This is a genomic window from Streptomyces sp. NPDC093252 (assembly GCF_040683675.1).
Taxonomy (GTDB): domain Bacteria; phylum Actinomycetota; class Actinomycetes; order Streptomycetales; family Streptomycetaceae; genus Streptomyces.
Genome location: NZ_JBFBEM010000005.1, coordinates 247174 through 272388, shown reverse-complemented (window position 1 = coordinate 272388; position 25215 = coordinate 247174). Strand labels below are relative to the sequence as shown.

Genomic DNA, 25215 nt, shown 5'->3' with positions numbered 1-25215 from the left:
GGGGCCTCAAGGGTTGTACGGGACAGCGGATTTCTTCTGGACGGGCGGCCCTTGAGGGTCCGTCAGGAGCGCCGCCGGGCGGTCTTGGTGCCGCTCGCCGCCCGGGTGCGGGACCAGAGCCACTTCTGGGCCAGCAGGGTCGCGGTACCGGCGAGCAGGATGCCGAGGAGGTTGAGGAGGAGCTGTTCGGTGGAGCCCCAGGTCTGGGCGGGGTCGCCGTAGGCGAAGGCGACGGCGGCGTTGGCGGCGGCCGGGATGGTGGTGACGGAGATGGCGACGCCGACCAGGGCGCCGGACTTGGCGGAGGTGAGGGAGAGGGTGCCGGCGGCACCAGCCAGCACGGCGACGACGAACGAGAACCAGTCCGGGGCGTACACGAACCCGGTCTGGGGCCGCTCGCCCTCCAACTGCTCCCGGGTGAACAGCCCGACGGCGTCCATGAACACACTGAAGCCGACCGTCACCACCATCGCCACCGCGAAGCCGACCAGCAGGGCGATCAGGGAGCGGGCGGCCAGCCGGGGCTTGCGCTGCACGATCGAGGTCGAGATCCCGGCCAGCGGCCCGAACTCCGGGCCCACCGCCATCGCGCCCACGATCAGGATCGCGTTGTCCAGCACCACACCGCAGGCCGCGATCATCGTGGCCAGCGTGATGAACGCGAGATAGGTGACGGAGAGGGTGGACTCCTCGTGGGTGGCGTCGGTGAGGTGCTCCCACAGCACGGCGTCGGCGGCCTCGCCGGGCGCCTCCTTCTCCGCCTTCGCGCCGCGCTTGGACAGCGACAGATCGATGTTCTCGACGGAGATCGAGCCGGTGTCCTCGATGCCGAGGTCCTGGAGGCCGGTGAGCAGTTCGTCACCGGCCTCACGGGCGACATCGCACATCACGACATCGCCGCGCGGGTTGCGGGCCGCGCCCTCCATCACGACGAGATGGGTGGTGCCGACGGTGTTCTCGATCAGTCGGACCACGTCGGCCGTCCGGTCGGCCGGGGTGATCAGGCGCAGATGCAGCAGCATGACGCCTTTCTAACAGGCGCCTCGCCGACGTGCTCAGAGCTTCCGCAGGCTGAGCCGCTGCACCTTGTGGTCGGCGCCCTTGCGGATGATGAGGGTGGCGCGGCCCCGGGTGGGGGCCACGTTCTCGATCAGATTGACCTTGTTGACGGTCCGCCAGGTGGTGCGGGCGTAGTCGAGTGCCTCGTCCTCCGAGACCTGGGTGTACTTGCGGAAGTAGGAGGACGGGTTCTGGAAGGCGGTGGCGCGCAGCTTCCGGAAGCGGTTGAGGTACCAGCGCTCGATGTCCTCGGGCCGGGCGTCGACGTACACACTGAAGTCGAAGTAGTCGGCGAGACCGACGCGGGTGCGGCCGTCGGTGCCGGGCAGGGCGGGCTGGAGGACGTTGAGCCCTTCGACGATCAGAATGTCCGGGCGGCGGACGACGAGCTTCTCGCCGGGGACGATGTCGTACTTGAGGTGGGAGTAGACGGGGGCGGTGACCTCGTCCTTGCCGGCCTTGATGTCGGCGACGAACCGGGTCAGGGCGCGGCGGTCGTAGGACTCGGGGAAACCTTTCCGCGCCATGAGCCCGCGCGCCTCCAGCTCCTTGGTGGGCAGCAGGAAGCCGTCCGTGGTGACCCGCTCCACGCGCGGGTGCTCGGGCCAGCGGGAGAGCAGGGCCTGAAGGAGCCGGGCGACGGTGGACTTCCCGACCGCGACCGACCCCGCGACGCCTATCACGAACGGGGTGCCGGACTGGGAGCCCTGCTCGCCGAGGAAGGTGTTGAGCGCGCCGCGCAGTCCGTCGGTGGCGCCGACGTAGAGATTGAGCAGCCGGGAGAGCGGGAGGTAGATGTCCCGGACCTCGTCGAGGTCGATGACATCCCCGAGCCCGCGCAGCCGCTCGACCTCCTCGGCGGAGAGGGGGAGCGGCGTCTTGTCCCGCAGGGCGCTCCACTCGGCGCGGGTGAGGTCGACGAAGGGGGTCGCCTCCGGGCGGGTCCGGTGGGGGCTCCGGGGGGCCGAGGGGGGCGACTGGGTCGACGGGGGCGACTGGGCCGAGGGGGTCGACCGGGTCGACTGGGCCGAGGGGGTCGACGGGGTCGAGGAGGCCGGAGAGATCACAGTCCATTGTTACGGGAGTTTGACGGTGGGGGTGGGGTGGGGTGTGTCACGTGTCTTACGGGGGTCTGGGTTTGCGGGGGTGGGCGGCCGGGGCCCCCGGGGTTGGCCCGGGGTTGCGGGGGTGGGCCCTGGGGCCCGGGGGTGGCCCTCCGGGGTGGGCTGGGGTTGAGGGGTGGGCCGGGTTTGCGGGAGTGGGCCCCCGGTCCCCCGGGGGTGGTGTGGGGTTGCGGGGTGGCCCCGGGTTCCCAGGGGTGGCCGGGGTCTGCGAAGGCGGGCGGGGTTGCGGGGTGGGCCCCAGGCCCCCTGGGGGGGGTGGCCGGGGTTGCGGGGTTGGCCCGGGTCTGTGGGGCGGGCCTCGGGGCGCGGCGGTGGCGCTCTGGGGTGGGCTGGGGTTGAGGGGTGGGCCGGGTTTGCGGGGGTGGCCGGGGTCTGTGGGGGGTGGTTTGGGGTTGCGGGGGTGGGTTCGGGTCCTCAGGGGTGGCCCAGGTCTGCGAAGGGGGGCGGGGTTGCGGGGGCGGGCCCCAGGTCGTCAGAGGTAGCCCAGGTCGGCAGCGGTTGGCCTGGGTCTGCGGGGCGGGCCCCGGGGCCCAAGGGGTGGCCTGGGTCTGCGGGGGCGGGCCACCAGGCCCCCCGGGGGTCACTCGGGGTTGCGGGGGTGGCCTGGGTCTGTGGGGGCGGGCTCCGGGCCCCGGGGCTGCGGGGCGGGCCCCAGGCCCCCAGGAGGTCGGCCGGGGTTGCGGGGTTGGCCCAGGGCTGTGGGGCGGGCCCGGGGCCCGACGGGGTGGCCCGGGGCTGCGCGGGCGGGCCCCAGGCCCCCCGAGGGGTCGGCCGGGGCTGCGGGGTGGCCCGGGTCCGCGCGGGCGCATTCGTACCACCGTGGGAATTTCCGATTTCGGGCACGGTGTGGCCCTTTGGTGAGGGGTGTCGATCGTAGGCTGCGGGGTATGTGCGGAATTGTGGGATACGTGGGGCCGCAATCGGCTCTGGATGTCGTCATGGCCGGTCTCAAGCGGCTCGAATACCGGGGATATGACTCGGCGGGCGTCGCGGTTCTCGCGGACGGCGGGCTGGCCGGGGCGAAAAGGGCCGGGAAACTGGTGAACCTGGAGAAGGAACTCGCCGAGCGGCCGCTGCCGAGCGGGGCGACCGGAATCGGGCACACCCGGTGGGCGACGCACGGCGGCCCGACGGACGGGAACGCGCACCCGCATCTCGACAATGCCGGGCGGGTGGCGGTCGTCCACAACGGAATCATCGAGAATTTCGCCGCGCTGCGCGCCGAATTGTCCGCCCGGGGCCACGCCCTGACCTCCGAGACCGACACGGAAGTGGTCGCCCACCTCCTCGCCGAGGAGTTCTCGTCCTGCGCGGATCTGGCGGAGGCGATGCGGCTGGTGTGCGCCCGGCTGGAGGGGGCGTTCACGCTGGTGGCGGTGCACGCGGACGCGCCGGACGTGGTGGTGGGGGCACGGCGGAACTCCCCGCTGGTGGTCGGGGTCGGGACGGGGGAGTCCTTCCTCGCGTCCGATGTCGCCGCGTTCATCGCGCACACCCGGTCGGCGATCGAGCTGGGCCAGGACCAGGTGGTGGAGCTGCGCCGGGACGGGGTGCGGGTGACCGGCTTCGACGGCCGTCCGGCGGAGGTCAGGGCCTACCACATCGACTGGGACGCCTCCGCCGCCGAGAAGGGCGGTTACGACTACTTCATGCTCAAGGAGATCGCCGAGCAGCCGAAGGCGGTGGCGGACACGCTGCTGGGCCGGATCGACGCCGAGGGCTCCCTGACCCTGGACGAGGTCCGTATTCCGCCCTCGGAACTCCGGGAGATCGACAAGGTCGTCATCGTGGCCTGCGGTACGGCGTTCCATGCCGGGCTCATCGCGAAATACGCCATCGAGCACTGGACGCGCATTCCCTGCGAGGTGGAGCTGGCCAGCGAATTCCGTTACCGGGATCCGATTCTCGGCGCGCGGTCGTTGGTCATCGCGATCTCGCAGTCCGGGGAGACGATGGACACCCTGATGGCGGTACGGCACGCCCGGGAACAGGGTTCGAAGGTGCTGGCAATCTGCAATACGAACGGCTCCACCATCCCCCGGGAATCGGACGCGGTGCTGTACACGCACGCCGGTCCGGAAGTCGCCGTGGCGTCGACGAAAGCCTTCCTCACCCAATTGGTCGCCTGTTATCTCGTCGCCCTCTACCTGGGCCAGGCCCGGGGCTCGACCTGGGGCGACGAGGTCCGGGGCGTGATCCGCGACCTCTCCGGCATCTCCGGCGCGGTGGAACGGGTCCTGGAGACGATGGAGCCGGTACGGGAACTGGCGCGCACGCTGGCCCACCGGAACACGGTGCTGTTCCTGGGCCGGCACGTGGGCTACCCGGTCGCCCTGGAGGGCGCCCTGAAGCTCAAGGAACTGGCGTACATGCACGCCGAGGGCTTCGCGGCGGGGGAGCTGAAGCACGGCCCGATCGCGCTGATCGAGGAGGGCGTGCCGGTGGTGGTCGTGGTCCCGTCCCCGCGTGGCCGTTCCGTCCTCCACGACAAGATCGTCTCCAACATCCAGGAGATCCGGGCGCGGGGTGCGCGGACGATCGTGATCGCGGAGGAGGGGGACGAGGTGGTGGCCCCGTACGCCGACCACCTCATCCGGATCCCGGCGACACCGGTGCTGTTGCAGCCGGTGGTGGCGGCGGTGCCGTTGCAGGTGTTCGCCTGTGAGCTGGCCACGGCGCGGGGGAACGAAGTGGATCAGCCTCGGAATCTGGCGAAGTCGGTGACTGTGGAGTAGGGCTCCGCCGGTTTGCCGGGGGGAGTGGGTAGGGGGAGGGTGCTTGGTCATGGTCGGCGGGGCCGGTAGGCGGTGGCGAGCACGGAGACGGTGATGGTGACGGAGCCGGTGTCGCGGCCTGGGCCGGGGACGGTGAACTGGTTGGAGAGGAGTCCGTCCCGGCTCAGGGCGTGACTGCCTCGGGAAGGGGGGGCAGCGCCGGGGAGGTGGTTCACGCGGCAGCAGGCACGCCGAGGAGGGCGACGCCGTCCGGCGTCACCCTCGGTGCCTTCCGATCACAGGAAGCAGTGGTGGGGGGTGCTTGTGAATGCCACGGGGTGAGTCTACGAGCGTGGGTGATGACTGTTTGGGTGGGTAGGGGGTGAGGGCTTGAGGGTGCCGATGAAGGCGGCGAAGATGCTGGTGGGGAAGGTGAGTATGGCTCCGGCTGGCGTTTTTGAGTCGCGGATCGAGATGTGAGCGGTGCGTTCCGAGATCTCGACGCAGGCGTTGCCCGCGCTGCCGCCTGAGTAGGAGGACTTCCGCCAGAGGGTTGCTTTTGGTGGCGGGGTCATGTGTCGAGCCTTGCGAAGGTGGTGGTGGGGGGTGCGGCGGGCTTGAGGGCGTCGATGAAGGTGGTGAAGCTCCCGGTGGGGAAGGCGAGTATCGCTCCGGTTGGGACCTTTGAGTCGCGGATCGCGATGTGGGCAGTGCGGGCGGCGATCTCGACGCAGGCGTTGCCTTGACCGCCGCCGGTGTAAGAGGACTTGCGCCAGGTTTCCGAATCGCTCATGTCCTGCCCTTCACATGTCTGAGGGGTTGCCGTCGATCTCCTTCAAGGCTCCGACGAAGGCGGCGAAGGCTGCGGTGGGGAAGATGAGGATGACTCCGGCCGGGGTCTTCGAGTCGCGGACGGCCATGTGTCCACTGTGGTTCGCCACTTCCACGCAGGCATCTCCTTGGCCGCCGCCTGAGTAGGAGGACTTGCGCCAGGGGGTTGCTCGCGGTGGATGAGTCACGTGTCGAGCCTCGCGAAGTCGGCGGTCGGTTTGAGGGCGTCGATGAAGGTGGTGAAGCTCCCGGTCGGGAAGGTGAGTATCGCTTCAGCCGGGATCTTTGAATCGCGGATTGCGGTGTGGGTGGTGCGGTGGGCGATCTCTACGCAGGCGTTGCCTGAGCCGCCGCCGGAGTAAGAAGACTTCTGCCAAATGTCCAGTGCGGTCATGGTGTGCCTCAAAGTTCCTTTGCCAGCGTGTGGATGAAGTCCTGGGACTGACGAGGATCGAGTGATGCATCCTGAAGCCTACGGAAGAGTGTTCGGAAATGCTTTAGTTGTTCTTCGTCGTCAATGAAGCCTGCCTTGTAGGGGGTATCGCGGACGACGGTGTCAAGCTGGGGGACGGGGCCACCCGCGTAACTCATGGCACTTCCGGCCCCGCCGAAGCCGTCTAGATCAAACGGGATGACCCGCACGGTGATGTGGGCGGCCTCGGCAAGCTCCAGGATGCGCGTGAGCTGGAACCGTGCGGTTGGGCGATCGCTGACTCTGATCCGCAATGCCGCTTCGTGGATGATTGCCTCGTAGGGGGTTGGAGCGGCCCGCTCGATGATGGTGCGGCGCTTCATGCGGTGCTGCACCCAGTGCTCAACGACATCCTCGGAAAACGTCGGGTTGATGTAGGAGAAGAGGGCATGAGCATAGGCTTCCGTCTGGAGTAGCCCGGGGATGTGGAGGATTTCCATGTCCCACCGGTATCTCGCGCGGTCCTCCAACTCGGCCAGATCCAAGAACTCTGTGTCTACCAGACCTCGGTCCGCTTCCCACCAGCCCGATGTGCGGTCCGTCGCCATGCTCACCAGGGCGTCGATCAGGTCGTTGTCCGCGCAGCCGTAGATGGTGGCCATGCGGCGCAAGCGCTGCTCGCTCACACCGGTGGTGCCCAACTCGATCTGGCTGATCTGCACCGAATTGACGCCAAGTTGCGCTGCTGTCTCGCGGGCGCTGAGGCCAGCCGCTTCCCTCAGTCTGCGGAGTTCGGTCGCCAATCGCATCTGACGTGCTGTTGGTTTGCGCTTGGCGCCCATGACTGCTCCTTGATCCAACGCGCCTGCGGACGCGGCTCGTTCGGGGTGAGGTTACGCGATGGACTTGCGTTGCCTTAAATCTAAGCTCTACCGTCAGTGATGGAACGCACACTCCATGAATTCCCGGAGATGTCGGAAGTGCACCGCTATGCCCTGCCCTGCCCGGAGGGCTCACGCGGCGATGACACCGACCGCGTCCGGTGAAGCCACCCCCCCACCCAAAAACGGAGCTGCCCCATGCCCGAAAGCGAGAACGAGTCCGAGTCCTGGGAGTACTCGCTCAGCATCCCCAACGACCTCCGTGCCGTCACCGTCTGCCGCCGCACCCTCCGGCTCATCCTCACCATCCATGGGCTGATCGGCCTCGTGGATCTCGCGGAGCTGCTCGCCGCCGAGTTGGTGTCGAACGCTGTGCGGCACACCAAGGGGCCCGCCGCCCTCCGGCTGAGCTGGTCCGCCGGAGTGTTGTGGATCGGGGCCTGGGACACCGACCCCGCGCCGCCCGAACCGCGCTGCGTGCTGGATCTGGACCGGCTGGCCGAGTTGGAGGACGGGCGTGGGCTGGAGCTCGTCCGGGCCTACTCCGACCGCTGGGGATGGCTCACCGGGGGCGGCGATCCCGGCAAGTTCGTGTGGTGTCAGGTGAGTTCGGCGGCGTGAACGTTTTTCCGAGACTCGAACGAGTGAACATACCCGGCTCGGCTGGATCTTCAGCCCCGTACACCGCAAAGGTGGTCACATGGTCACTTCAGCCCATGAAGGCATGCACAGGATCTTTCAGGAGCGGCCCGAAGTTCTGGGGCCCGTGTTCAAGGTGCTCGGAGTCCCGCTGTCTCCGAAGGTGACGGTCGACGCCATGACCACCGACGTGACGGAAACGCGCCCACTCGAACGCCGCGTGGACACCGTGTTACGCGTCGGTCCGTCCGACGGCGAGGACTTCCTGCTCGCCATCGAGGCCCAGAGTGACAAGAAGGAGGCCAAGTCCGCGAGCTGGGCGTACTACGTCTCGTACTTGCAGTCGAAGTTCGGTCTGCCTGTGCTGCTGGTCGTGGTGTGCCAGGACCTGGCGACCGCGAAGTGGGCGACAGGTCCCTTCGATTGCGGGACGGCGGGGTGGACGACTCAGCGGACGACTCCCCTGGTCGTGGGCCCACACAATCTGCCCATCATCACCGATCCCAGGACGGCGCTGAAGAAGCCAGCGCTGGCCGTGCTGTCCGCGCTGGCACACGCTCGCGGACGGGAAGGTCTGGCCATACTGGAGGCAATCGCCAAAGCCCTCCAGCAGCTCCTGGAAACCGACCCCGGCAGTGCCAGCTACTTCTTCGAGTTTCTTGAGATCACTCTGGGGGACACCCCCTCCGGAGAGGAATGGAGTCGCATCATGACGTTCGTCAGCTACTTCCCCGGCAGGGGGACCGTCCGAGAGCGGGCGTACCTGGAGGGCAAGGCCGAAGGCGAGGCCAGGGGACGCGCCAAAGGCATCCTTCTTGCCCTGGACGTACGCGGCATCGCGGTCCCTGACGCTGCCCGCGAGCGGATCACCACCTGCACCGATCTCGACCTCATGGGCCTCTGGATGGAGCGTTCCCGGACGGTCGAGCGCGCCGAGGATCTGTTCGCCGACGAGTAGGGCGACACCCCGAACCGGAGAGAAGCGGAGTCGCATCATGGGTTTCGTCAGTTACTTCCCCGGTCGTGGGACGCTTCGGGAGACGGCGTACCTAGAGGGCAGAGCCGACGGGCTCGCCGACGCCGGGGCCAGCGCCGAAGGCAGAGTCAGAGCCGAGGCCGAGGAACCGGGTTGGTCGTTCCGGGAGAGGGCGTACCTGGAGGGCAAGGCCGACGGTCTTGCCGAAGCAAGGGCCGGCGCCGAGGCCAAAGGAATGACCAGGTGCGTCCTCCTGGTCCTGGACGCACGCGGTATTCCCGTCCCCGACACAGCCCTTGAGCGCATCGTCACCTGCGCTGACTCCGACCTCGCCATGACGTGGCTGGAGCGTTCCCTGACGGGCGAGCGCGCCCAGGACCTCTTCGCCGACTCGTAAAGTTCCCCCGTGACCATCATCGGAGTCGGCATCGACGTAGCCGAGATCGACCGGTTCGCCGCGTCCCTGGAGCGGACTCCGGGGCTGGCGGACCGGCTGTTCCTGGCGAGCGAACTCCTCCTGCCCAGCGGCGAGCGGCGCGGTGTCGCCTCCCTCGCGGCGCGGTTCGCCGCCAAAGAGGCCCTCGCCAAGGCGCTCGGCGCGCCCGCCGGCCTGCACTGGACCGACGCCGAGGTGTGGGTCGAGGAGACCGGGCAGCCCCGGGTGCGGGTCACCGGCACCGTCGCCGCCAGGGCCGCCGCGCTCGGAGTGACGTCATGGCATGTGTCGCTCAGCCATGACGCCGGGGTGGCGTCAGCCGTCGTCATCGCCGAGGGGTGACCGCTGGTCGGAGACCCGCAGCCCCGTCGCGGAGCGGTGACCACCGGCTGGCGGCGCGCAGCTCTGTCGCCGAGGGGTGACCATCGGCCGGTGACCCGCAGCCCCGTCGCGGAGCGGTGACCACCGGTCGGTGACGCACGGCCCCGTTGCCGAGGGATGACCGGCGTGCCGTGCAGTGGTCCCGCCTTCACGAGAGACTCGTACCCATGCGTACCGCCTACAGCGTCGAGACCGTCCGGGCCGCCGAGCGGGAGTTGATGGCGCGGGTGCCCGAGGGCGCCCTCATGCAGCGCGCCGCCGCCGGGCTGGCCGCCGCCTGCGCCGAGTTCCTCGGGCGGGTGTACGGCAGCCGGGTCGTGCTGCTCGTCGGCAGTGGGGACAACGGGGGTGACGCGCTGTACGCCGGGGCGCGGCTCGCTCGGCGTGGGGCCGGGGTGGACGCTGTGCTGCTGTCGGCCGGACGGGTTCACCAACGTGGGCTTGCCGCGTTTCGGGGCGCCGGGGGGCGGATCGTCGCCCCCGGTGACGCGGTCCCGGTCATCGAGCGCGCCCACCTCGTCGTGGACGGCATCGTCGGGATCGGCGGGAAGGGCGGACTGCGGGACGCCGCCGTGCCGCTCGCCGAGGCCGCCGCCCGGTCGCGGGGCGCGGTCGTCGCCGTCGATCTGCCGAGCGGCGTCGACGCCGATACCGGCGAGGTGCGCGGCAGTGCCGTCCGTGCCGATCTCACCGTCACCTTCGGGACCCACAAACCCGGGCTGCTGATCGACCCGGCCAGGGAGTACGCCGGATCCGTGCGGCTCATCGACATCGGGCTCACACCGTCCCTGCCCGAACCCCCCGCCCTTGAGGCGCTCCAGCACTCCGATGTGCGGGCGCTGCTCCCGCTCCCCGGTGCCGAGAGCGACAAGTACGGGCGGGGGGTCGTCGGGGTCGCCGCCGGGTCGGGGCGCTATCCGGGGGCCGCCGTCCTCGCGATCGCGGGTGCGCTGCGGGGCGGGGCCGGGGCCGTGCGGTACGTCGGGCCCGCGGCCGATGCCGTCATCGCGCGCTTTCCCGAGACTCTGGTCTCCGATCGCGGGCCCTCGCACGCCGGGCGGGTGCAGTCCTGGGTCGTCGGGCCCGGCGTGGGGGAGGAGGCCGGGGTGGTCGCGGAGGTCGTCGGGGAGGACGTGCCGGTGCTCATCGACGCCGACGGGCTCCGGCTCGCCGACCGGAACGCCGTACGGGCGCGGACGGCGCCCACCCTCATGACCCCGCACGCCGGAGAGGCCGCCGCCCTGCTCGGCGTGGCGCGGGAGGAGGTCGAAGGGGCGCGGCTCGCCGCCGTACGGGAACTGGCGGACGCGTACGCGGCGACCGTGCTGCTCAAAGGGTCCACCACCCTCGTCGCCGACCCCGGCGGCACCGCCGTACGCGTCAACTCCACCGGCACCGGCTGGCTCGCCACCGCCGGGAGCGGGGACGTGCTCTCGGGGCTCGCCGGGTCGCTGCTGGCGGCCGGGCTCGACGCCCGGGACGCGGGCAGCGTCGCCGCCTATCTGCACGGATTGGCCGGGCGGTTCGCGGCCGACGGGGCACCGGCCGGAGCCCACGACGTGGCCGAGGCGATCCCGGACGCCTGGCGGGACGTACGGGACGTACGGGATGCACGGGACGCATGGGAGTGAGAGGCGGCCTCCCCGGCCACCACGGCCTCCCCGGCGACCCCAACTTCCCCAACCTCCCCGGCCACCCCGCCCTCCCCTGCCCGGCAGCCCCCTCCGCCCCCTCCGCGCCCCCGCCCCCTCCCCTGCCCTCCGCACCCCCTCCGCGCCCTCTGCGACACTGGACCCGTCATGACAGTCACCACTGAGAACGCCGCCCCGGTCAGCTCCCGTGCCCGCGCCGACATCGATCTCGCCGCGCTCCGCGCCAACGTTCGGGCCCTCAGAAGGACCGCGCCCGGGGCGGAGCTGATGGCCGTCGTCAAGTCGGACGCCTATGGGCACGGGGCCGTGCCCTGCGCCCGTGCCGCGCTCGACGCGGGGGCGACCTGGCTCGGGACCGCCACCCCCGAAGAGGCGCTGGCGCTGCGCGCCGCCGGGCTGCCGGGGCGGATCATGTGCTGGCTCTGGACCCCCGGCGGGCCCTGGAAGGCAGCCGTCGAGGCCGATATCGACGTATCGGTCAGCGGGATGTGGGCGCTGGAGGAGCTGCTCGCCGCCGTCCGGGAGGCCGGGACACCCGCCCGCGTCCAGCTCAAGGCCGACACCGGGCTCGGCCGGGGCGGCTGCCAGCCCGGCGACGACTGGGCCGCGCTGGTGGACGCCGCGCTGCGCGCGGAGCGCGCCGGGCTCGTCCGGATCACCGGGCTCTGGTCCCACTTCGCCTGCGCCGACGAACCCGGCCACCCCTCCATCGCCGCCCAGCTCACCCGCTTCCGCGCGATGCTCGCCGAGGCGGAGGGCAAGGGCGTCACCCCCGAGGTCCGGCACATCGCCAACTCCCCGGCCACCCTCACCCTCCCCGAGGCCCACTTCGACCTCGTCCGCAGCGGAATCGCCGTCTACGGCATCTCCCCCAGCCCCGAGATCGGCACCCCCGCCGACTTCGGGCTCCGGCCGGTGATGACGCTGACGGCGTCCGTCGCCCTGGTCAAGCAGGTGCCGGGCGGACACGGCGTCAGCTACGGCCACCACTACACCACCCCCGGCGCGACCACCCTCGGCCTCGTCCCCGTCGGCTACGCCGACGGCATCCCCCGGCACGCCTCCGGCACCGGCCCCGTCCTCGTCGGCGGCAAGTGGCGGACCGTCGCCGGGCGGATCGCCATGGACCAGTTCGTGGTCGACCTCGGCGGCGACGAACCCCCGCCCGGTGCCGAGGCCGTCCTCTTCGGCCCCGGCGACCGCGGCGAGCCCACCGCCGAGGACTGGGCCCAGGCGGCGGGGACCATCGCGTACGAGATCGTCACCCGGATCGGGACCCGGGTGCCGCGGGTCCATCTGGGCGGGCGGGGCGGAGGCGGTTCGTGAGCGAGAGCGGCGGCGCCGGGACCAACTGGCGCAAGGCGACCGGCATCGCCGGGGCCGCCATAGGCGTCCTCGCGGCGGGCGCGGCGGCCGGGGTCGCGATAGAGCGGATGACCGTCGGGCGGGGCATACGGCAGAAGGCGCGCCTCGCCCTCGACTCGGCCGGGCCCTACGGCGCGCTGCGCGGCACCCCGGGCACCGCCCGCGCCGACGACGGCACCGAGCTGTACTACGAGGTCGAGGAAGTCGAGAAGGAGGAGGAAAGGAAAGGGGACGGGGGGCAGCGGCGGCGTCGGCTCTTCGGGCGGAAGGCGCCCGCGCCCGTGACCGTCGTCTTCAGCCATGGCTACTGCCTCAACCAGGACTCCTGGCACTTCCAGCGGGCCGCCCTGCGCGGGGTCGTCCGGGCCGTCTACTGGGATCAGCGCAGCCATGGACGCTCCGCGCGCGGGGTCGCGCAGAGCGAGCGGGCGGAGCCGGTCAGCATCGATCAGCTCGGCCGGGATCTGAAGGCCGTGGTCGACGCCGCCGCGCCCGAGGGGCCGATCGTGCTGGTCGGGCACTCCATGGGCGGGATGACGGTGATGGCGCTCGCCGCGCAGTTCCCCGAGTTCATCAGGGACCGGGTCGTCGCCGTGGCGCTGGTCGGGACCTCCGCCGGGCGGCTCGGCGAGGTGAGCTTCGGGCTCCCGGTCGCCGGGGTCAACGCCGTGCGGCGGGTGCTCCCCGGGGTGCTCAGGGCGCTGGGGCAGCAGGCCGAGCTGGTGGAGCGGGGGCGGCGCGCCACCGCCGATCTCTTCGCGGGGATCATCAAGCGGTACTCGTTCGCCTCCCGGGACATCGACCCGGCCGTGGCCCGGTTCGCCGAGCGGATGATCGAGGCCACCCCGATCGATGTCGTCGCCGAGTTCTACCCGGCGTTCACCGAGCACGACAAGAGCGAGGCCCTCGCCCACTTCACCGATCTGCCGGTACTGGTGCTGGCCGGGGTCAAGGACCTCATCACCCCCAGCGAGCACAGCGAGGCCATCGCCGACCGGCTGCCCGACGCCGAACTCGTCCTCGTCCCGGACGCCGGGCACCTGGTGATGCTCGAACACCCCGAGCTGGTCACCGACCGTCTCGCCGACCTGCTGACCCGGGCGGGGGCCGTCCCGGCAGGGGCTACGGTGGGTGGCTATGGAAGCAGCAGCACCCCGCAACCCGGCTGAACCGGCTGAACCGGCCGACCCGGCCGCACCAGCCGACCCTGCCGACCCCCCCGGCCCGGCCGACCCTGCCGACGTCCCCGGCCCGGCGGGCCGCCCCGCGCACTCCGTCGAGCTGACGGTCACCTCACCCGAGGCGATGCTCGACCTGGGCCGGGGTCTCGCCGCCCTGCTGCGCGCCGGGGACCTGGTGATGCTGACCGGCGAGCTGGGCGCGGGCAAGACCACCCTCACCCGGGGACTGGGCGAGGGGCTCGGTGTGCGCGGCGCGGTCACCTCGCCGACGTTCGTGATCGCCCGGGTGCATCCCTCGCTCGGCGACGGGCCGCCGCTGGTCCATGTCGACGCCTACCGGCTGGGCGGCGGGCTGGACGAGATGGAGGACCTCGACCTCGATGTCTCGCTGCCGGAGTCGGTGATGGTGGTGGAGTGGGGCGAGGGCAAGGTCGAGGAGCTGACCGAGGACCGGCTCCAGCTCCTGATCCACCGCGCCGCCGGGGACACCACGGACGAGGTACGCCGGGTCACCCTGACCGGGATCGGCCCGCGCTGGGACGGGGCGGACCTGGAGTCGCTGGCGGGGTGAGCGCCCTCAGCCGACGGGTGAGCCTCACTGCGGCGGACCGAAGCCCGTAGCGCCGCTCCGCCGATACGCCGCTCCGCCTCCGCCGATACGCCGCTCCGCCTCCGCCGGTACATCGACCCCGCCCCCGCCGATACATCGCCAGCCGCCGGGGGCGCCACCACCCCGGCGTACTTTCCGACAAGCCGTCGGCAAGATATTGCGTTCGCCCCGTTCCCCGTGGTCACATGGTATCCCGAGCGTAGTTAGGTTCACCTAACCCGTAGGTCGGTCGCCTCACTGAGTGGATCGGCCGCCCCGGTGAACCGGCCCGCGCTCCCCGCCCGCCCCCGAACCCCAGGAGGCGTCCATGCCGGCCACGGAACCCACCCCGCAGCCCCAGCCGAGGCCCCGGGCCGTCGCAGCGGTGTCCATGCGCGAGCTGCTCGCGTCCTGCGCGGCGGCGGAGCTGATCTCCACCCCGCCGCCCCCGCCCTGGACCGAGCCCGAGCCCGACCAGGTCAACCCGGCCGCCAGGCCCCTCCGCCCCTCGGCCCCGCCGCCCTCCCGGGCCGCCTGACGCCCATCGATGATCGGTAACTCAGCGGATCACGACCACCTTCGCCCCGATCGTCGCGAACTCCCACAGCACGTCCCCGTCCTCCTTCGTCTCCCGGATGCCCCCGGTGCGCAGCGCCGGGTCGGGGACCGGTGTCGTCCCGTCGACCGCCGAGCTGAACCCGATGGTGACCCCCTCCACCGAGGTGAAGCGCACCACGTGCTCGATGGGGGCCCCGTCGGAGCCGACGGCCCGGTTGGAGCGGGAGGTGACGGCGTAGGAGCCGGGCTCCGGATCGACCATCGACGGGGTGACCATGAACGTCCGGGTGACCCGCTCGCCGGGGGCCACCAGCCACACCCGGTCGTCGTCCAGCGAGTACACCACCCGCTCCCCGCGCCCGCTGCCGCCCGGCAGCGCCGCCGGGTGCCGCTTGTCGCGCGGGGCCCTGGGCGCGTCGGCCGGGGTGGACGCCTGGGCGCCGGGCAGCCGGGCGGGGGCGCTCGCGGACGCCTGGAAGGCGAGCACCCCGACCGTCCCCAGGGCCGCCGCGGTGAGCCCGACCACGATTCCCGAGCTGCTGCCTGTCACCGTCGCCCACCTCCGCGTCGTACCGGGTAGCACCTGTGCGGCGCGCGCTCCCGGGTGCCGGGCCCGCGCCTCCCGGCGACCGTAACAGCCACCGGGCCGCCGACCCGGGCGGCAGTGCGCGCCTCGCGCTCGCCGTACGCTGTTCGCGTGCTCTTGCTCGCTCTGGATACCGCCACCCCCGCCGTCACCGTCGCCCTGCACGACGGCACGGACGTCATCGCCTCGTCCAGCCAGGTCGACGCCCGCCGCCACGGCGAGCTGCTGCTGCCGGCCGTGGACCGGGTCCTGGCCGAGGCGGGGCTCGGACTCGACGCCGTCACCGCGATCGTCGCCGGGACCGGCCCCGGTCCGTACACCGGGCTGCGGGTCGGGCTGATGACCGCCGACACCTTCGGACTCGCCCTCGGCGTCCCCGTGCACGGCGTGTGCACCCTCGACGGCCTCGCCTACGCCGCCGATCTGCCCGGCCCCTTCGTGGTGGCGACCGACGCCCGCCGCAAGGAGGTCTACTGGGCCCGGTACGCCGATTCCCGCACCCGGCTGACCGGCCCGTCCGTCGACCGCCCCGCCGACATCGCCGAGCAGGTCGCCGGGGTCCCCGCGGTCGGCGCGGGCGCCCTGCTCTACCCGGAGACCTTCCCGGCCGCGCACGAGCCGGAGCACGTCAGCGCCGCCGCCCTCGCCGCGCTGGCCGCCGAGCGGCTCGCGGCGGGCGAGGAACTGCCCGCGCCCCGCCCGCTGTATCTGCGCCGCCCGGACGCGCAGGTCCCCAAGAACTACAAGGTGGTCACACCGAAGTGACCGGAGCGACCGGAGCGACCGAAGTGACCGACGTGGCCGACACCGCCGAGGGCCCCCGGCTGCGCGAGATGCGCTGGTGGGACATCGACCCCGTGCTGGATCTTGAGAAGGCGGTCTTCCCCGAGGACGCCTGGTCGCGCGGGATGTTCTGGTCCGAGCTGGCGCACGCGCGCGGGCCGGAGGCGACCCGCCGCTATCTGGTCGCCGAGGACGGCGACGGCCGGGTGGTCGGATACGCCGGACTGGTCTGCGCCGGTGAGCAGGCCGACGTCCAGACCATCGCCGTCGCCCGGGACCTGTGGGGCAGCGGGCTCGGCGCCCGGCTGCTGACCGAGCTGCTGCGGGCCGCGACCTCGTTCGAGTGCACCGAGGTGATGCTCGAATGCCGGGTCGACAACACCCGCGCCCAGAAGCTGTACGAGCGCTTCGGCTTCGAGCCGATCGGCTTCCGGCGCGGCTACTACCAGCCGGGGAACGTGGACGCGCTGGTGATGCGGCTCAACGACCCGGCCCGCTCCCTGCACGGCGCCCCACCGGACAGCAGTGCGGCCCCGTCGGGAACCGCCGAGCGAGAAGCCGAGAACAGCGAGAGCAACCAGAAGAACGAGAACGAAAAGAACGACAAGAGCGACAGGAACGAACAGAGCAACCAGAACCACCAGAACAACGAGGACAACGATGGCTGACGAACCCCTGGTCCTGGGAATCGAGACCTCCTGCGACGAGACCGGCGTCGGCATCGTGCGCGGCACCACCCTCCTCGCCGACGCCGTCGCCTCCAGCGTCGACGAGCACGCCCGCTTCGGCGGGGTCGTCCCCGAGGTCGCCTCCCGCGCCCACCTGGAGGCCATGGTCCCGACGATCCAGCGGGCCCTGAAGGACGCCGGGGTCACCGCCAGGGACCTCGACGGCATCGCGGTGACCGCCGGTCCCGGCCTCGCCGGGGCGCTGCTGGTCGGGGTGTCGGCGGCCAAGGCGTACGCGTACGCGCTCGGCAAGCCGCTCTACGGCGTCAACCACCTCGCCTCGCACATCTGCGTCGACCAACTGGAGCACGGGCCGCTCCCGGAGCCCACCATGGCCCTGCTGGTCAGCGGCGGCCACTCCTCCCTGCTGCTCTCCTCGGACATCACCTCCGACGTCCGCCCGCTCGGCGCGACCATCGACGACGCGGCGGGCGAGGCGTTCGACAAGATCGCCCGGGTGCTCAACCTCGGTTTCCCCGGCGGCCCGGTCATCGACCGCTACGCCCGCGAGGGCGACCCGGACGCCATCGCCTTCCCGCGCGGACTGACCGGCCCGCGCGACCCTGCGTACGACTTCTCCTTCTCCGGGCTGAAGACCGCCGTGGCCCGCTGGATCGAGGCGAAGCGGGCGGCGGGGGAGGAGGTGCCGGTACGGGATGTATCGGCGTCCTTCCAGGAGGCCGTGGTCGATGTCCTCACCCGCAAGGCGGTCCGGGCCTGCAAGGACGAGGGCGTGGAGCATCTGATGATCGGCGGGGGCGTGGCCGCCAACTCCCGGCTGCGGGCGCTGGCCCAGCAGCGCTGCGAGGCGGCCGGCATCCAACTGCGCGTCCCCCGCCCCAAGCTGTGCACGGACAACGGGGCGATGGTCGCGGCGCTCGGCGCGGAGATGGTGGCCCGCAACCGGGCGGCCTCGGACTGGGACCTCTCCGCGGACTCCTCCCTCCCGGTCACCGACCCGCACGTCCCCGGCCACACCCACAGCCACGACCATGTGCACGAGGTCAGCAAGGAGAACCTGTACTCGTGACGACCGTGGCGCTGATGTGGGAGGCGCGGGCGGTGCCGGGGCGGGGCGCGGAGCTGCTGGCGTGGGCGCGGGCGCAGCCCCTCGACGGGGAGCCGCTGCGCCGGGAGACGTTCGCCGCCCCCCAGGACCGGGTGCTGGTGGTGACCTGGTGGGACGCCCCGTACGACGCGGTACTCCCCGAACTGCCGGAACCGGACGGCGAGTTGGTGACCCGTACCGTGCACCGGTGGCGTTTCGAGTCGGCGGGTGTGGAGTACGGTCGGCCGCATGACCGCTCCTGAGGAGGTGACCCCGGACGCCCCGGGGGTCATACGGCTGCCGCTGCTCACCCAGCAGTGGCTCGATCTGGCCTTTGTGCACTGGGCGGTGGACCCGGCGGCCGTGGCCCCGCTGCTGCCGCCCGGGACGGCGCCGGACACCCACGACGGGGTCACCTACGTCGGACTGGTCGCGTTCCGGATGCACCGGGTGGGCTGGTTCCGGCTGCCGGGGGTGCCGTATCTGGGCAGCTTCCCGGAGACGAACGTCCGGCTGTACTCGGTCGACGGACAGGGCCGCCGGGGGGTCGTGTTCCGCTCGATGGACGCGGCACGGCTGATCCCGGTGGCGATGGGCCGGGGCCTGTTCCGGCTGCCGTACCTCTGGTCGCGGATGACGGTCCGGACCGAGGGGGACGTCGTCCGGTACGCGAGCGCGCGGCGGTGGCCGGGCCCGCGCGGGGCGTCCTGCCGGATCGCGGTGCGGCGCGGGGAACGGATCGCCGACCCGACCGCCCTCGAACACTTCCTCACCGCCCGCTGGGGCATGCACAACGCCTTCTTCAACGGCGCCGCCTACCTCCCCAACGACCATCCCCGCTGGCCGCTGTACCGGGCGGAACTGCTCACCTGCGAGGAGAACCTGATCGAGGCGGCCGGTCTCCCGGCACCGCAGGGCCCACCGGTCAGCGTCCTGTACTCACCGGGCGTACCGGTACGTCTGGGCCGGCCGGGGCTGCGCCCGGCGGGAATTCCGACACCGTAGGCATTCCCACGCCGCTGGGCGGAGCCGGGAGCCGGGAGCCGGGAGCACGAAGGCGGTAGCCGCGAACCGGTAGCGCGAAGCCGGTGGCCGGAAGCCGGAAGCACGAAGGCGGGAGCCGGTACCCGGTATCCGATAGCCCGCCCGCGCACGATTCCGTACGCCCGCAGCCCGCCCGCGCACGGCTCCGCGCGGTTTCTTGCGGTGCTCGGGTCCGGGCGCGTAGGAAGGGCAGGTCCGGGTGGGCGTCCGCGCTCAGGTTCTTGTTGCGGAAGAGGAGCGCATGACGAAGACACCCGCGTCCGGAGGGACCGGCCCCGGCTCGGCCTGGGCCCCGCTCGCGCTGCCCGTCTTCCGGGCCCTGTGGATCGCCCAGTTCGTGTCCAGCGTCGGTACCTGGATGCAGACCATCGGCGCGCAGTGGCTGCTGGTCGGGCACGGGGCCGCGCTGGTCACCCTCGTCCAGACCGCCTCCAGCCTGCCCGTGGTGCTGCTGGCGCTGCCCTCCGGGGTGCTCGCCGACCGGTTCGACCGGCGCCGGCTGCTGATCGTCGCGCAGTTCGCCATGGGCGCGGTCGCGGCCGTTCTCGCGGTGCTGGCCTTCGCCGGCGTGCTCGGTCCCGTCTCGCTGCTCGCCCTGACCTTCCTGCTGGGCTGCGGCACCGCGCTGATGGGCCCCTCCTGGCAGGCGATCCAGCCCGAGCTGGTCGCCCGCGACCAGCTCGCCCAGGCGGCGGCGCTCGGCGCGGTCAACATGAACCTGGCCCGAGCCATCGGACCGGCCATCGGCGGGGTGCTGGTCGCGGCGGCGGGCGCGGGCTGGACCTTCGCCTTCAACGCCGTGTCCTATCTCGGCATCGTCGTCGTCCTGCTGCTCTGGAAGCGCCCCCGGGACACCGCCGCCACCGGCGCCGAACCCGAACGCTTCGTCAGCGCCGTGCTCGCCGCCCGCCGTTACGTCCGGCACGCGCCCGGGGTCCGCCGGGTCCTGCTGCGCACCGCCCTGTTCATCCCCGGCGCCGCCGCGCTGTGGTCGCTGCTGCCGCTGGTCGCCGCCGACTCGCTCGGCCTCGGCTCCGGCGGCTACGGGGCGCTGCTGGCCGTCGTCGGGGCCGGCGCGGTCGGGGGTGCGCTGCTGCTGCCCGCCCTGCGCGCGGTGCTCGGCGCCAACGGCATCCTCGCCGCGGGGGCCGTCCTGGTCGCCGTGACCCTGGCCGTGCTCGCCACCGTGCGCGTCCCCTGGGTGGCCGCGGTCGCGCTGCTGCCCGCCGGGGTGGCCTGGATCGCGGTGCTGTCCGTCCTCAACGCCGCCGTCCAGACCCGGCTGCCCGGCTGGGTGCGCGCCCGTGGCCTGGCCGTCTATCTGCTGGTCTTCCAGGGCGGCCAGGCGCTGACCGCTCCGCTGTGGGGCGGGCTCGCGCAGGGGGCGGGGCTGCGGGTCGCCCTGCTGGCCGCCGGGGCGCTGCTGCTGCTCGCCGCCGCGACCGTCCCGCTGCTGCCGCTGCACGACGCCGCGCACATCGACCCGACCCCGTCCGACCACTGGCCCGCCCCGCCCGTGGTCCACGAGCCCGGCCCGGCCGACGGCCCGGTCCTCGTCTCGATCGTCTACCGGGTGCGTCCCGCCGACCGGGCCGCCTTCACCGCCGCGATGGCGAAGCTGGCCCGCTCCCGCCGCCGCACCGGGGCGCTGACCTGGGGCCTGTACGAGGACGCGGGCGAGCCGGGCAGGTTCATCGAGAACTATCTCGTCGGCTCCTGGGCCGAGCATCTCGCCCAGCACCACACCCGGACGACGGTCACCGACCGCCGCGCCGAGGAGGCGGCCCGCGCCTTCCTGCTGCCGGGGACGCACCCGGAGACCACCCACGCCCTCGACGCCACGACCGGCGGTCAAAGCTTGGGAATCTGAGATTTTCCGAAGAAAAGCCTTACGACCAGCGGTCGTTGTAACAATTCGGACTTAGGTTCGTTGGTGTGACGGCAGACGACGAGCACGGCGGGCACGGGGACGAGGGCGAGGGGGAGGGCGAGAGGGAGAAGGAGAAGGAGAGGACCGCGGAGGGCAACCGCGACGGGAACGGCGAGGGGAACGGCCGGGCGAAGGGCCGCCGGAGGCGGGGCGCGCTGAGGATACTGGGCATCGCGACCGCCGCGATCGTGGTGCTGGGCGCCGCGGCGGGCGGCTGGGTCTACTGGAAGCTCAACGACAACATCACCAGCGTCGACATCAACAGCGCCCTCGGCGACAACCGCCCCGCCAAACCGACGACCGTGCCCGCCGACACCGGCGACGGCACCGCCGCCCCGCTGCCCGGCGAGGCCCTGAACATCCTGGTGCTGGGCTCCGACTCGCGCAGCGGCACCGAGAACCAGCGGCTCGGCGGCGGCGACAGCGACGGTGCCCGCTCCGACACCGCGATGGTGTTCCACATCGACGCGGGCGGGGAGTCCGGCCGGGTCGTCAGCATCCCCCGCGACACCCTCGTCACCCGGCCCGCCTGCCCGCTGCCGGACGGTGGGGAGTCGCCCGAGCGGCACGGGGTCATGTTCAACACGGCGTACTCGGTGGGCGGCCCGGTGTGCGCGGTCAAGACCGTCGAGTCCTTCACCGGCGTCCGGATGGACCACTATCTGGAGATCGACTTCGCCGGGTTCGCGAACCTGGTGGACGCGGTCGGCGGCGTCACCGTCACCGTCGACCAGGACATCGACGACGAGCAGTCCCACCTCACCCTGGACGCCGGTACCCACACCCTGAACGGCGAGCAGGCCCTCGGCCTCGCCCGCACCCGCTACGGCCTGCCCGGCGGCAGCGACCTCGCCCGGATCGAACTCCAGCAGCAGCTCGTCAAGGCCCTCCTCGCCCAGATCTCGGCCACCTCCCTGCTGACCGACCCGGCCGAGCTCTACGACGTCGCCACCACCGTCACCGCCAGCCTCACCACCGATACCGGGCTGGACTCCCTGACGGAGCTGATCGGCTTCGGCGAGAGCCTGCGCGCGCTGTCCCCGGACGCGCTGGAGACGGTGACCCTGCCCGTCGTCCGGGCGCCCTCGGACCCCAACCGGGTGGTGGCGGACGAACCGGAGGCGAGAGAACTGTGGGAGTCGCTGCGCTGAGCACCCCTGAAGGCGGCTGTCCGGAAAATAATCTCGCGAGCGTGTCGATCCCCCGTCCCCCCGATCGACGCACAGGGTGAGAGGCGGAAAAAACAGGAACCCGCCCCCACCCGAGAAGAGAGCGAGCGCCACCATGCCGCGCTACATGTCCCTGATCCGGATCGACGAGAAGAACGCCCCCGAGGGCGGCCCGAGCAATGAGCTGATGCAGCGGATGGGGGTCCTGCTGGAGGAGATGACCAAGGCCGGGGTCATGCTCGACACCGGTGGCCTCAAGTCCACCGCCGAGGGCACCCGGGTGCACTGGGAGGGCGGGAAGATCTCCGTCACCGACGGCCCGTTCACCGAGACCAAGGAGGTCATCGGCGGGTACGCGCTGCTGCAGTGCAAGGACCTCGCCGAGGCCCAGGAGTGGGTCACCCGCTTCCTGAAGGTGCACGAGGAGTACTGGACGGTGACCTGCGAACTGCGGGAGATCGTGTCGGGCTGACCTTCACCTCGTGACCGTCCGGCCGTAATCGTTTGGCGCCCGGCGCCGCGCGGTGTTCGATGGGGAACTGTGAACGCACAGCCCCCCGGAACCCCGCGCGGCGCGGCCGGGACCGCAGACGCCGTCGACAGTGTCGAGACGGTCTTCCGGCTGGAGTCCCCCCGGATCATCGCCGCCGTCACCCGGATCGTCCGGGACATCGGCATAGCGGAGGAACTGGCCCAGGACGCGCTCGTCGCCGCCCTGGAGCAGTGGCCGCGCGACGGAGTGCCGGGCAACCCCGGCGGCTGGCTGATGACCACCGCCCGGCGCCGCGCGATCGACCTGGTGCGCCGCCGCGAGAACTACGCCCGCAAGCTCGCCGAGATCGGCCGCGACCTGACCGACGTACCGCCGCCGCCGGAGCCGTCCGACCCCGAGGACATCGACGACGACCTCCTGCGCCTCGTCTTCACCGCCTGCCACCCGGTGCTGGCACCGGAGGCCCGGACCGCGCTCACCCTGCGGCTGCTCGGCGGTCTCACCACGGCCGAGATCGCCCGCGCGTTCCTGGTGCCGGAGCCGACCGTCGCCCAGCGCATCGTCCGCGCCAAACGCACCCTCGCCCGCAAGAACATCGGCTTCGAGGTGCCCTACGGCCCCGACCGCGAGGCCCGCCTCGGCTCGGTCCTGGACGTCATCTACCTGATCTTCAACGAGGGGTACGCGGCCACCGCGGGCGACGACTGGCTGCGCCCGGCGCTGTGCGAGGACGCCCTGCGGCTGGCCCGGCAGCTCGCCGCGCTGATGCCGAAGGAGTCCGAGGTGCACGGGCTGGCGGCACTGCTGGAGTTCCAGTACGCCCGCACCGCGGCCCGGACCGCGCCCGACGGCACCCCGGTCCTCCTCAAGGACCAGAACCGCCGCCGCTGGGACCGGCTCCTCATCGCCCGGGGCGTCCACGCCCTCACCCGGGCCGACGCCACCGCCACCGGCGCCCCGGGCCCGTACGCCCTCCAGGCCGCCATCGCCGCGAGCCACGCGCACGCGTACACCTACGAGGAGACCGACTGGCAGCGCATCGCCACGCTGTACGCCCTGCTGGCCGCCCGCGCCCCGTCCCCGGTCGTGGAGCTGAACCGCGCGGTGGCCGTCTCCATGGCCCGGGGCCCCGCCGAGGCCCTGGAGATCGTCGACGCCCTGGCCCCCGCCCTCCCCGGCTACCACCTCCTCCCCAGCGTCCGCGGTGACCTCCTGGAACGCCTGGGCAGGGAGGAGGAGGCGAGGGCCGAATTCACCCGGGCGGCGTCCCTGACCCAGAACGAAAAGGAACGCGAACTCCTCCTACGCCGGGCCGGGGCAACTCCTTAGGGGCGCTGGGGGTACCCCCTCTGGGGGAGGAACTGCGCGACAAGCCCCCACTACCCGCACCCGACGACCTACACCGGCCGCCCCACCAACATCGCCGGCCCCCCATCAACCCGCGTCAAGAAAACCGTCGCCGCCCCCGCCCCGCGAGCCCGCACCATCCGCCGCAACTCCTCCGGCCCCACCGCCGACCCCCGCTTCTTCACCGTCAGATTCCCCACCCCCCGCTCCCGCAGCAGTGCCTTCAGCCGCTTCACACTGAACGGCAGCCGGTCACTGATCTCATACGCGCTCGCGTACGGAGTACGCCGCAACTCATCCGCCGTGACATAGGCGATCGTCGGATCGATCAGCCCCCCGCCCACCTCCTCGGCGACCTCCGCCACCAGATGCGCCCGGATGACGGCCCCGTCGGGCTCGTACAGATAGCGCCCGACCGGCCGCACCCCCGGATCCGGCAGCCCCCGCCCCACCAGGCTGTACGGCCCCGGCAGCAGCGTCGCCCGCACCGCCCCCGGCACCTTGGTCCCCGCCGCTCCCGCAGCCCCCGCCCCCGCCACCGTCACCCCGCCCCCGAACCACAGCACCGCCTCCTTCACATCCCCCCCGTCCGAGATCCACTCCGCCTCCGCGCCCTCCGGCACCGCCTCGTGCGGGATGCCGGGCGCGACCTTGAGCGCGGCGCACGGAGCCCGGCGGGCCGCGGACACGGCCCAGGACAGCGGCGGCGAGTACGCCTCGGGATCGAAGATCCGCCCGCGCCCCCCGCGCCGCGCCGGATCGACGAACACCGCGTCGAAGCCGGACACGTCCACCTCCGTGACATCGGCCTCCCGCACCTCGATCAGGCCGGCGAGTCCGAGCGCGTCGGCGTTGGCGCGGGCGGTGGCGGCCGTGAGCGGGTCGCGGTCGACGGCGAGGACCCGGATCCCGGCGCGGGCGAGGGCGACGGCGTCCCCGCCGATGCCGCAGCACAGGTCGGCGACCGAGGTCACCCCGGCCGCCCGCAGCCGCGCGGCGCGGTACCCGGCGACGGAGGCCCGGGTCGACTGCTCGACCCCGTCGGGGGTGAAGTACATCCGCCCGGCGTCCTCGGCCCCGAACTTCGCCACCGCCCGTTGCCGCAGCCGCGCCTGGCCGAGGGCGGCGGAGACCAGCGGGGCCGGGTGGGTGCGGCGGAGCCGGGTGGCGAGGGCGAGTTCCCCGGCGGGGTCGACGTCCCGCACCTCGTCGAGCAGGGCTTGACCGGCGGGGGTGAGCAGCGGATCGAGGTCGTTCACCGGGTCATTGTGGGCCAGTCGGTGGATGGT

At 72.3% G+C, this 25215-nt stretch carries 28 protein-coding genes; 19 read left to right on the top strand and 9 right to left on the bottom strand.

Going from position 1 to position 25215, the window contains the following annotated elements; genetic code table 11:
- Positions 1 to 62: 62 nt before the first annotated feature.
- Together AB0O01_RS12735 and coaA are read right to left on the bottom strand one after the other, a co-directional pair.
- The gene (locus AB0O01_RS12735) at positions 63 to 1019 is read right to left on the bottom strand and encodes a DUF389 domain-containing protein (protein ID WP_365313134.1); all 957 of its coding nucleotides are present in this window, start codon (positions 1017 to 1019) and stop codon (positions 63 to 65) included.
- Positions 1020 to 1055: 36 nt separating this feature from the next.
- A complete protein-coding gene (gene coaA, locus AB0O01_RS12730) occupies positions 1056 to 2126 on the bottom strand; it encodes a type I pantothenate kinase (protein WP_365312808.1) in 1071 nt (356 codons plus the stop codon).
- A 944-nt stretch (positions 2127 to 3070) separates the two neighbouring features.
- On the opposite strand from coaA, the gene glmS reads away from it, so the two are divergent.
- Positions 3071 to 4918 (top strand): glutamine--fructose-6-phosphate transaminase (isomerizing), encoded by a 1848-nt coding sequence (glmS, locus tag AB0O01_RS12725; protein ID WP_365312807.1) that lies wholly within the window; start codon positions 3071 to 3073, stop codon positions 4916 to 4918.
- 323 nt (positions 4919 to 5241) lie between these two features.
- Here glmS and AB0O01_RS12720 read toward each other — a convergent pair whose 3' ends face one another.
- Genes AB0O01_RS12720 through AB0O01_RS12700 form a run of 5 tightly spaced genes read right to left on the bottom strand, consistent with a single transcriptional unit; the run spans position 5242 to position 6982 of the window.
- Positions 5242 to 5472 (bottom strand): DUF397 domain-containing protein, encoded by a 231-nt coding sequence (locus tag AB0O01_RS12720; RefSeq protein WP_365312805.1) that lies wholly within the window; start codon positions 5470 to 5472, stop codon positions 5242 to 5244.
- Complete coding sequence (locus tag AB0O01_RS12715; protein WP_365312804.1) at positions 5469 to 5690, bottom strand: DUF397 domain-containing protein; 222 nt, start codon at positions 5688 to 5690, stop codon at positions 5469 to 5471. Before AB0O01_RS12715 ends, AB0O01_RS12720 begins: the two co-directional genes overlap by 4 nt.
- 10 nt (positions 5691 to 5700) lie before the next feature.
- Positions 5701 to 5916, bottom strand: a complete 216-nt coding sequence (locus AB0O01_RS12710; protein ID WP_365312803.1) for a DUF397 domain-containing protein — start codon at positions 5914 to 5916, stop codon at positions 5701 to 5703.
- Positions 5913 to 6122, bottom strand: a complete 210-nt coding sequence (locus AB0O01_RS12705; RefSeq protein WP_365312802.1) for a DUF397 domain-containing protein — start codon at positions 6120 to 6122, stop codon at positions 5913 to 5915. The genes AB0O01_RS12710 and AB0O01_RS12705 overlap by 4 nt, the downstream gene beginning before the upstream one ends.
- Before the next feature lie 8 nt (positions 6123 to 6130).
- Positions 6131 to 6982, bottom strand: coding sequence for a helix-turn-helix transcriptional regulator (locus AB0O01_RS12700; RefSeq protein WP_365312801.1), 852 nt, complete (start codon positions 6980 to 6982; stop codon positions 6131 to 6133).
- Positions 6983 to 7219: 237 nt separating this feature from the next.
- Here AB0O01_RS12700 and AB0O01_RS12695 point away from each other — a divergent pair, with 237 nt between their 5' ends.
- The 9 genes from AB0O01_RS12695 to AB0O01_RS12655 all read left to right on the top strand — a co-directional run bounded on the left by AB0O01_RS12695 (position 7220) and on the right by AB0O01_RS12655 (position 14778).
- Positions 7220 to 7642, top strand: coding sequence for an ATP-binding protein (locus AB0O01_RS12695; RefSeq protein WP_365312799.1), 423 nt, complete (start codon positions 7220 to 7222; stop codon positions 7640 to 7642).
- Positions 7643 to 7721: 79 nt separating this feature from the next.
- Positions 7722 to 8618 (top strand): hypothetical protein, encoded by an 897-nt coding sequence (locus AB0O01_RS12690; protein ID WP_365312797.1) that lies wholly within the window; start codon positions 7722 to 7724, stop codon positions 8616 to 8618.
- 37 nt (positions 8619 to 8655) lie between these two features.
- Positions 8656 to 9033 carry a hypothetical protein gene (locus AB0O01_RS12685; protein ID WP_365312796.1) on the top strand — a complete coding sequence of 126 codons (378 nt, stop codon included), beginning with the start codon at positions 8656 to 8658 and terminating at the stop codon, positions 9031 to 9033.
- 9 nt (positions 9034 to 9042) lie between these two features.
- The gene (locus tag AB0O01_RS12680) at positions 9043 to 9414 is read left to right on the top strand and encodes a holo-ACP synthase (RefSeq protein ID WP_365312795.1); all 372 of its coding nucleotides are present in this window, start codon (positions 9043 to 9045) and stop codon (positions 9412 to 9414) included.
- 206 nt (positions 9415 to 9620) lie between these two features.
- The gene (locus tag AB0O01_RS12675) at positions 9621 to 11084 is read left to right on the top strand and encodes an NAD(P)H-hydrate dehydratase (protein ID WP_365312794.1); all 1464 of its coding nucleotides are present in this window, start codon (positions 9621 to 9623) and stop codon (positions 11082 to 11084) included.
- Between the two features lie 168 nt (positions 11085 to 11252).
- Entirely contained in the window at positions 11253 to 12431 is a 1179-nt protein-coding gene (gene alr / locus AB0O01_RS12670) for an alanine racemase (protein WP_365312793.1), read from the top strand.
- Complete coding sequence (locus AB0O01_RS12665) at positions 12428 to 13639, top strand: alpha/beta hydrolase (RefSeq protein ID WP_365312791.1); 1212 nt, start codon at positions 12428 to 12430, stop codon at positions 13637 to 13639. The genes alr and AB0O01_RS12665 overlap by 4 nt, the downstream gene beginning before the upstream one ends.
- Before the next feature lie 136 nt (positions 13640 to 13775).
- Positions 13776 to 14222 carry a tRNA (adenosine(37)-N6)-threonylcarbamoyltransferase complex ATPase subunit type 1 TsaE gene (gene tsaE, locus AB0O01_RS12660; RefSeq protein WP_365313132.1) on the top strand — a complete coding sequence of 149 codons (447 nt, stop codon included), beginning with the start codon at positions 13776 to 13778 and terminating at the stop codon, positions 14220 to 14222.
- Between the two features lie 346 nt (positions 14223 to 14568).
- Positions 14569 to 14778: a hypothetical protein gene (locus tag AB0O01_RS12655; protein WP_365312790.1), complete on the top strand. Its 210-nt coding sequence runs from the start codon at positions 14569 to 14571 to the stop codon at positions 14776 to 14778.
- Between the two features lie 21 nt (positions 14779 to 14799).
- Here AB0O01_RS12655 and AB0O01_RS12650 read toward each other — a convergent pair whose 3' ends face one another.
- Positions 14800 to 15348 carry a hypothetical protein gene (locus AB0O01_RS12650; RefSeq protein ID WP_365312789.1) on the bottom strand — a complete coding sequence of 183 codons (549 nt, stop codon included), beginning with the start codon at positions 15346 to 15348 and terminating at the stop codon, positions 14800 to 14802.
- A 147-nt stretch (positions 15349 to 15495) separates the two neighbouring features.
- Between AB0O01_RS12650 and tsaB the strand changes: the two genes are divergently transcribed.
- The 9 genes from tsaB to AB0O01_RS12605 all read left to right on the top strand — a co-directional run bounded on the left by tsaB (position 15496) and on the right by AB0O01_RS12605 (position 23908).
- Positions 15496 to 16149 (top strand): tRNA (adenosine(37)-N6)-threonylcarbamoyltransferase complex dimerization subunit type 1 TsaB, encoded by a 654-nt coding sequence (tsaB, locus tag AB0O01_RS12645; protein ID WP_365312787.1) that lies wholly within the window; start codon positions 15496 to 15498, stop codon positions 16147 to 16149.
- A 68-nt stretch (positions 16150 to 16217) separates the two neighbouring features.
- Entirely contained in the window at positions 16218 to 16835 is a 618-nt protein-coding gene (rimI, locus tag AB0O01_RS12640; RefSeq protein WP_365313130.1) for a ribosomal protein S18-alanine N-acetyltransferase, read from the top strand.
- Positions 16828 to 17925 carry a tRNA (adenosine(37)-N6)-threonylcarbamoyltransferase complex transferase subunit TsaD gene (gene tsaD / locus AB0O01_RS12635; protein WP_365312786.1) on the top strand — a complete coding sequence of 366 codons (1098 nt, stop codon included), beginning with the start codon at positions 16828 to 16830 and terminating at the stop codon, positions 17923 to 17925. The genes rimI and tsaD overlap by 8 nt, the downstream gene beginning before the upstream one ends.
- A 14-nt stretch (positions 17926 to 17939) precedes the next feature.
- Positions 17940 to 18206 (top strand): hypothetical protein, encoded by a 267-nt coding sequence (locus tag AB0O01_RS12630; RefSeq protein WP_365313128.1) that lies wholly within the window; start codon positions 17940 to 17942, stop codon positions 18204 to 18206.
- On the top strand, positions 18193 to 18948 hold the full coding sequence (locus AB0O01_RS12625; protein WP_365312785.1) for a DUF2071 domain-containing protein: 756 nt from the start codon (positions 18193 to 18195) through the stop codon (positions 18946 to 18948). Before AB0O01_RS12630 ends, AB0O01_RS12625 begins: the two co-directional genes overlap by 14 nt.
- A 280-nt stretch (positions 18949 to 19228) precedes the next feature.
- Positions 19229 to 20857: an MFS transporter gene (locus AB0O01_RS12620; RefSeq protein ID WP_365312783.1), complete on the top strand. Its 1629-nt coding sequence runs from the start codon at positions 19229 to 19231 to the stop codon at positions 20855 to 20857.
- Positions 20858 to 21072: 215 nt separating this feature from the next.
- Positions 21073 to 22068, top strand: a complete 996-nt coding sequence (locus tag AB0O01_RS12615) for an LCP family protein (protein ID WP_365313126.1) — start codon at positions 21073 to 21075, stop codon at positions 22066 to 22068.
- Positions 22069 to 22201: 133 nt separating this feature from the next.
- Complete coding sequence (locus AB0O01_RS12610; protein WP_365312781.1) at positions 22202 to 22558, top strand: YciI family protein; 357 nt, start codon at positions 22202 to 22204, stop codon at positions 22556 to 22558.
- Between the two features lie 69 nt (positions 22559 to 22627).
- Positions 22628 to 23908 (top strand): sigma-70 family RNA polymerase sigma factor, encoded by a 1281-nt coding sequence (locus AB0O01_RS12605; RefSeq protein WP_365312779.1) that lies wholly within the window; start codon positions 22628 to 22630, stop codon positions 23906 to 23908.
- A gap of 68 nt (positions 23909 to 23976) precedes the next feature.
- Here AB0O01_RS12605 and AB0O01_RS12600 read toward each other — a convergent pair whose 3' ends face one another.
- Positions 23977 to 25185 carry a class I SAM-dependent methyltransferase gene (locus AB0O01_RS12600; protein ID WP_365312777.1) on the bottom strand — a complete coding sequence of 403 codons (1209 nt, stop codon included), beginning with the start codon at positions 25183 to 25185 and terminating at the stop codon, positions 23977 to 23979.
- Positions 25186 to 25215 lie beyond the last annotated feature (30 nt).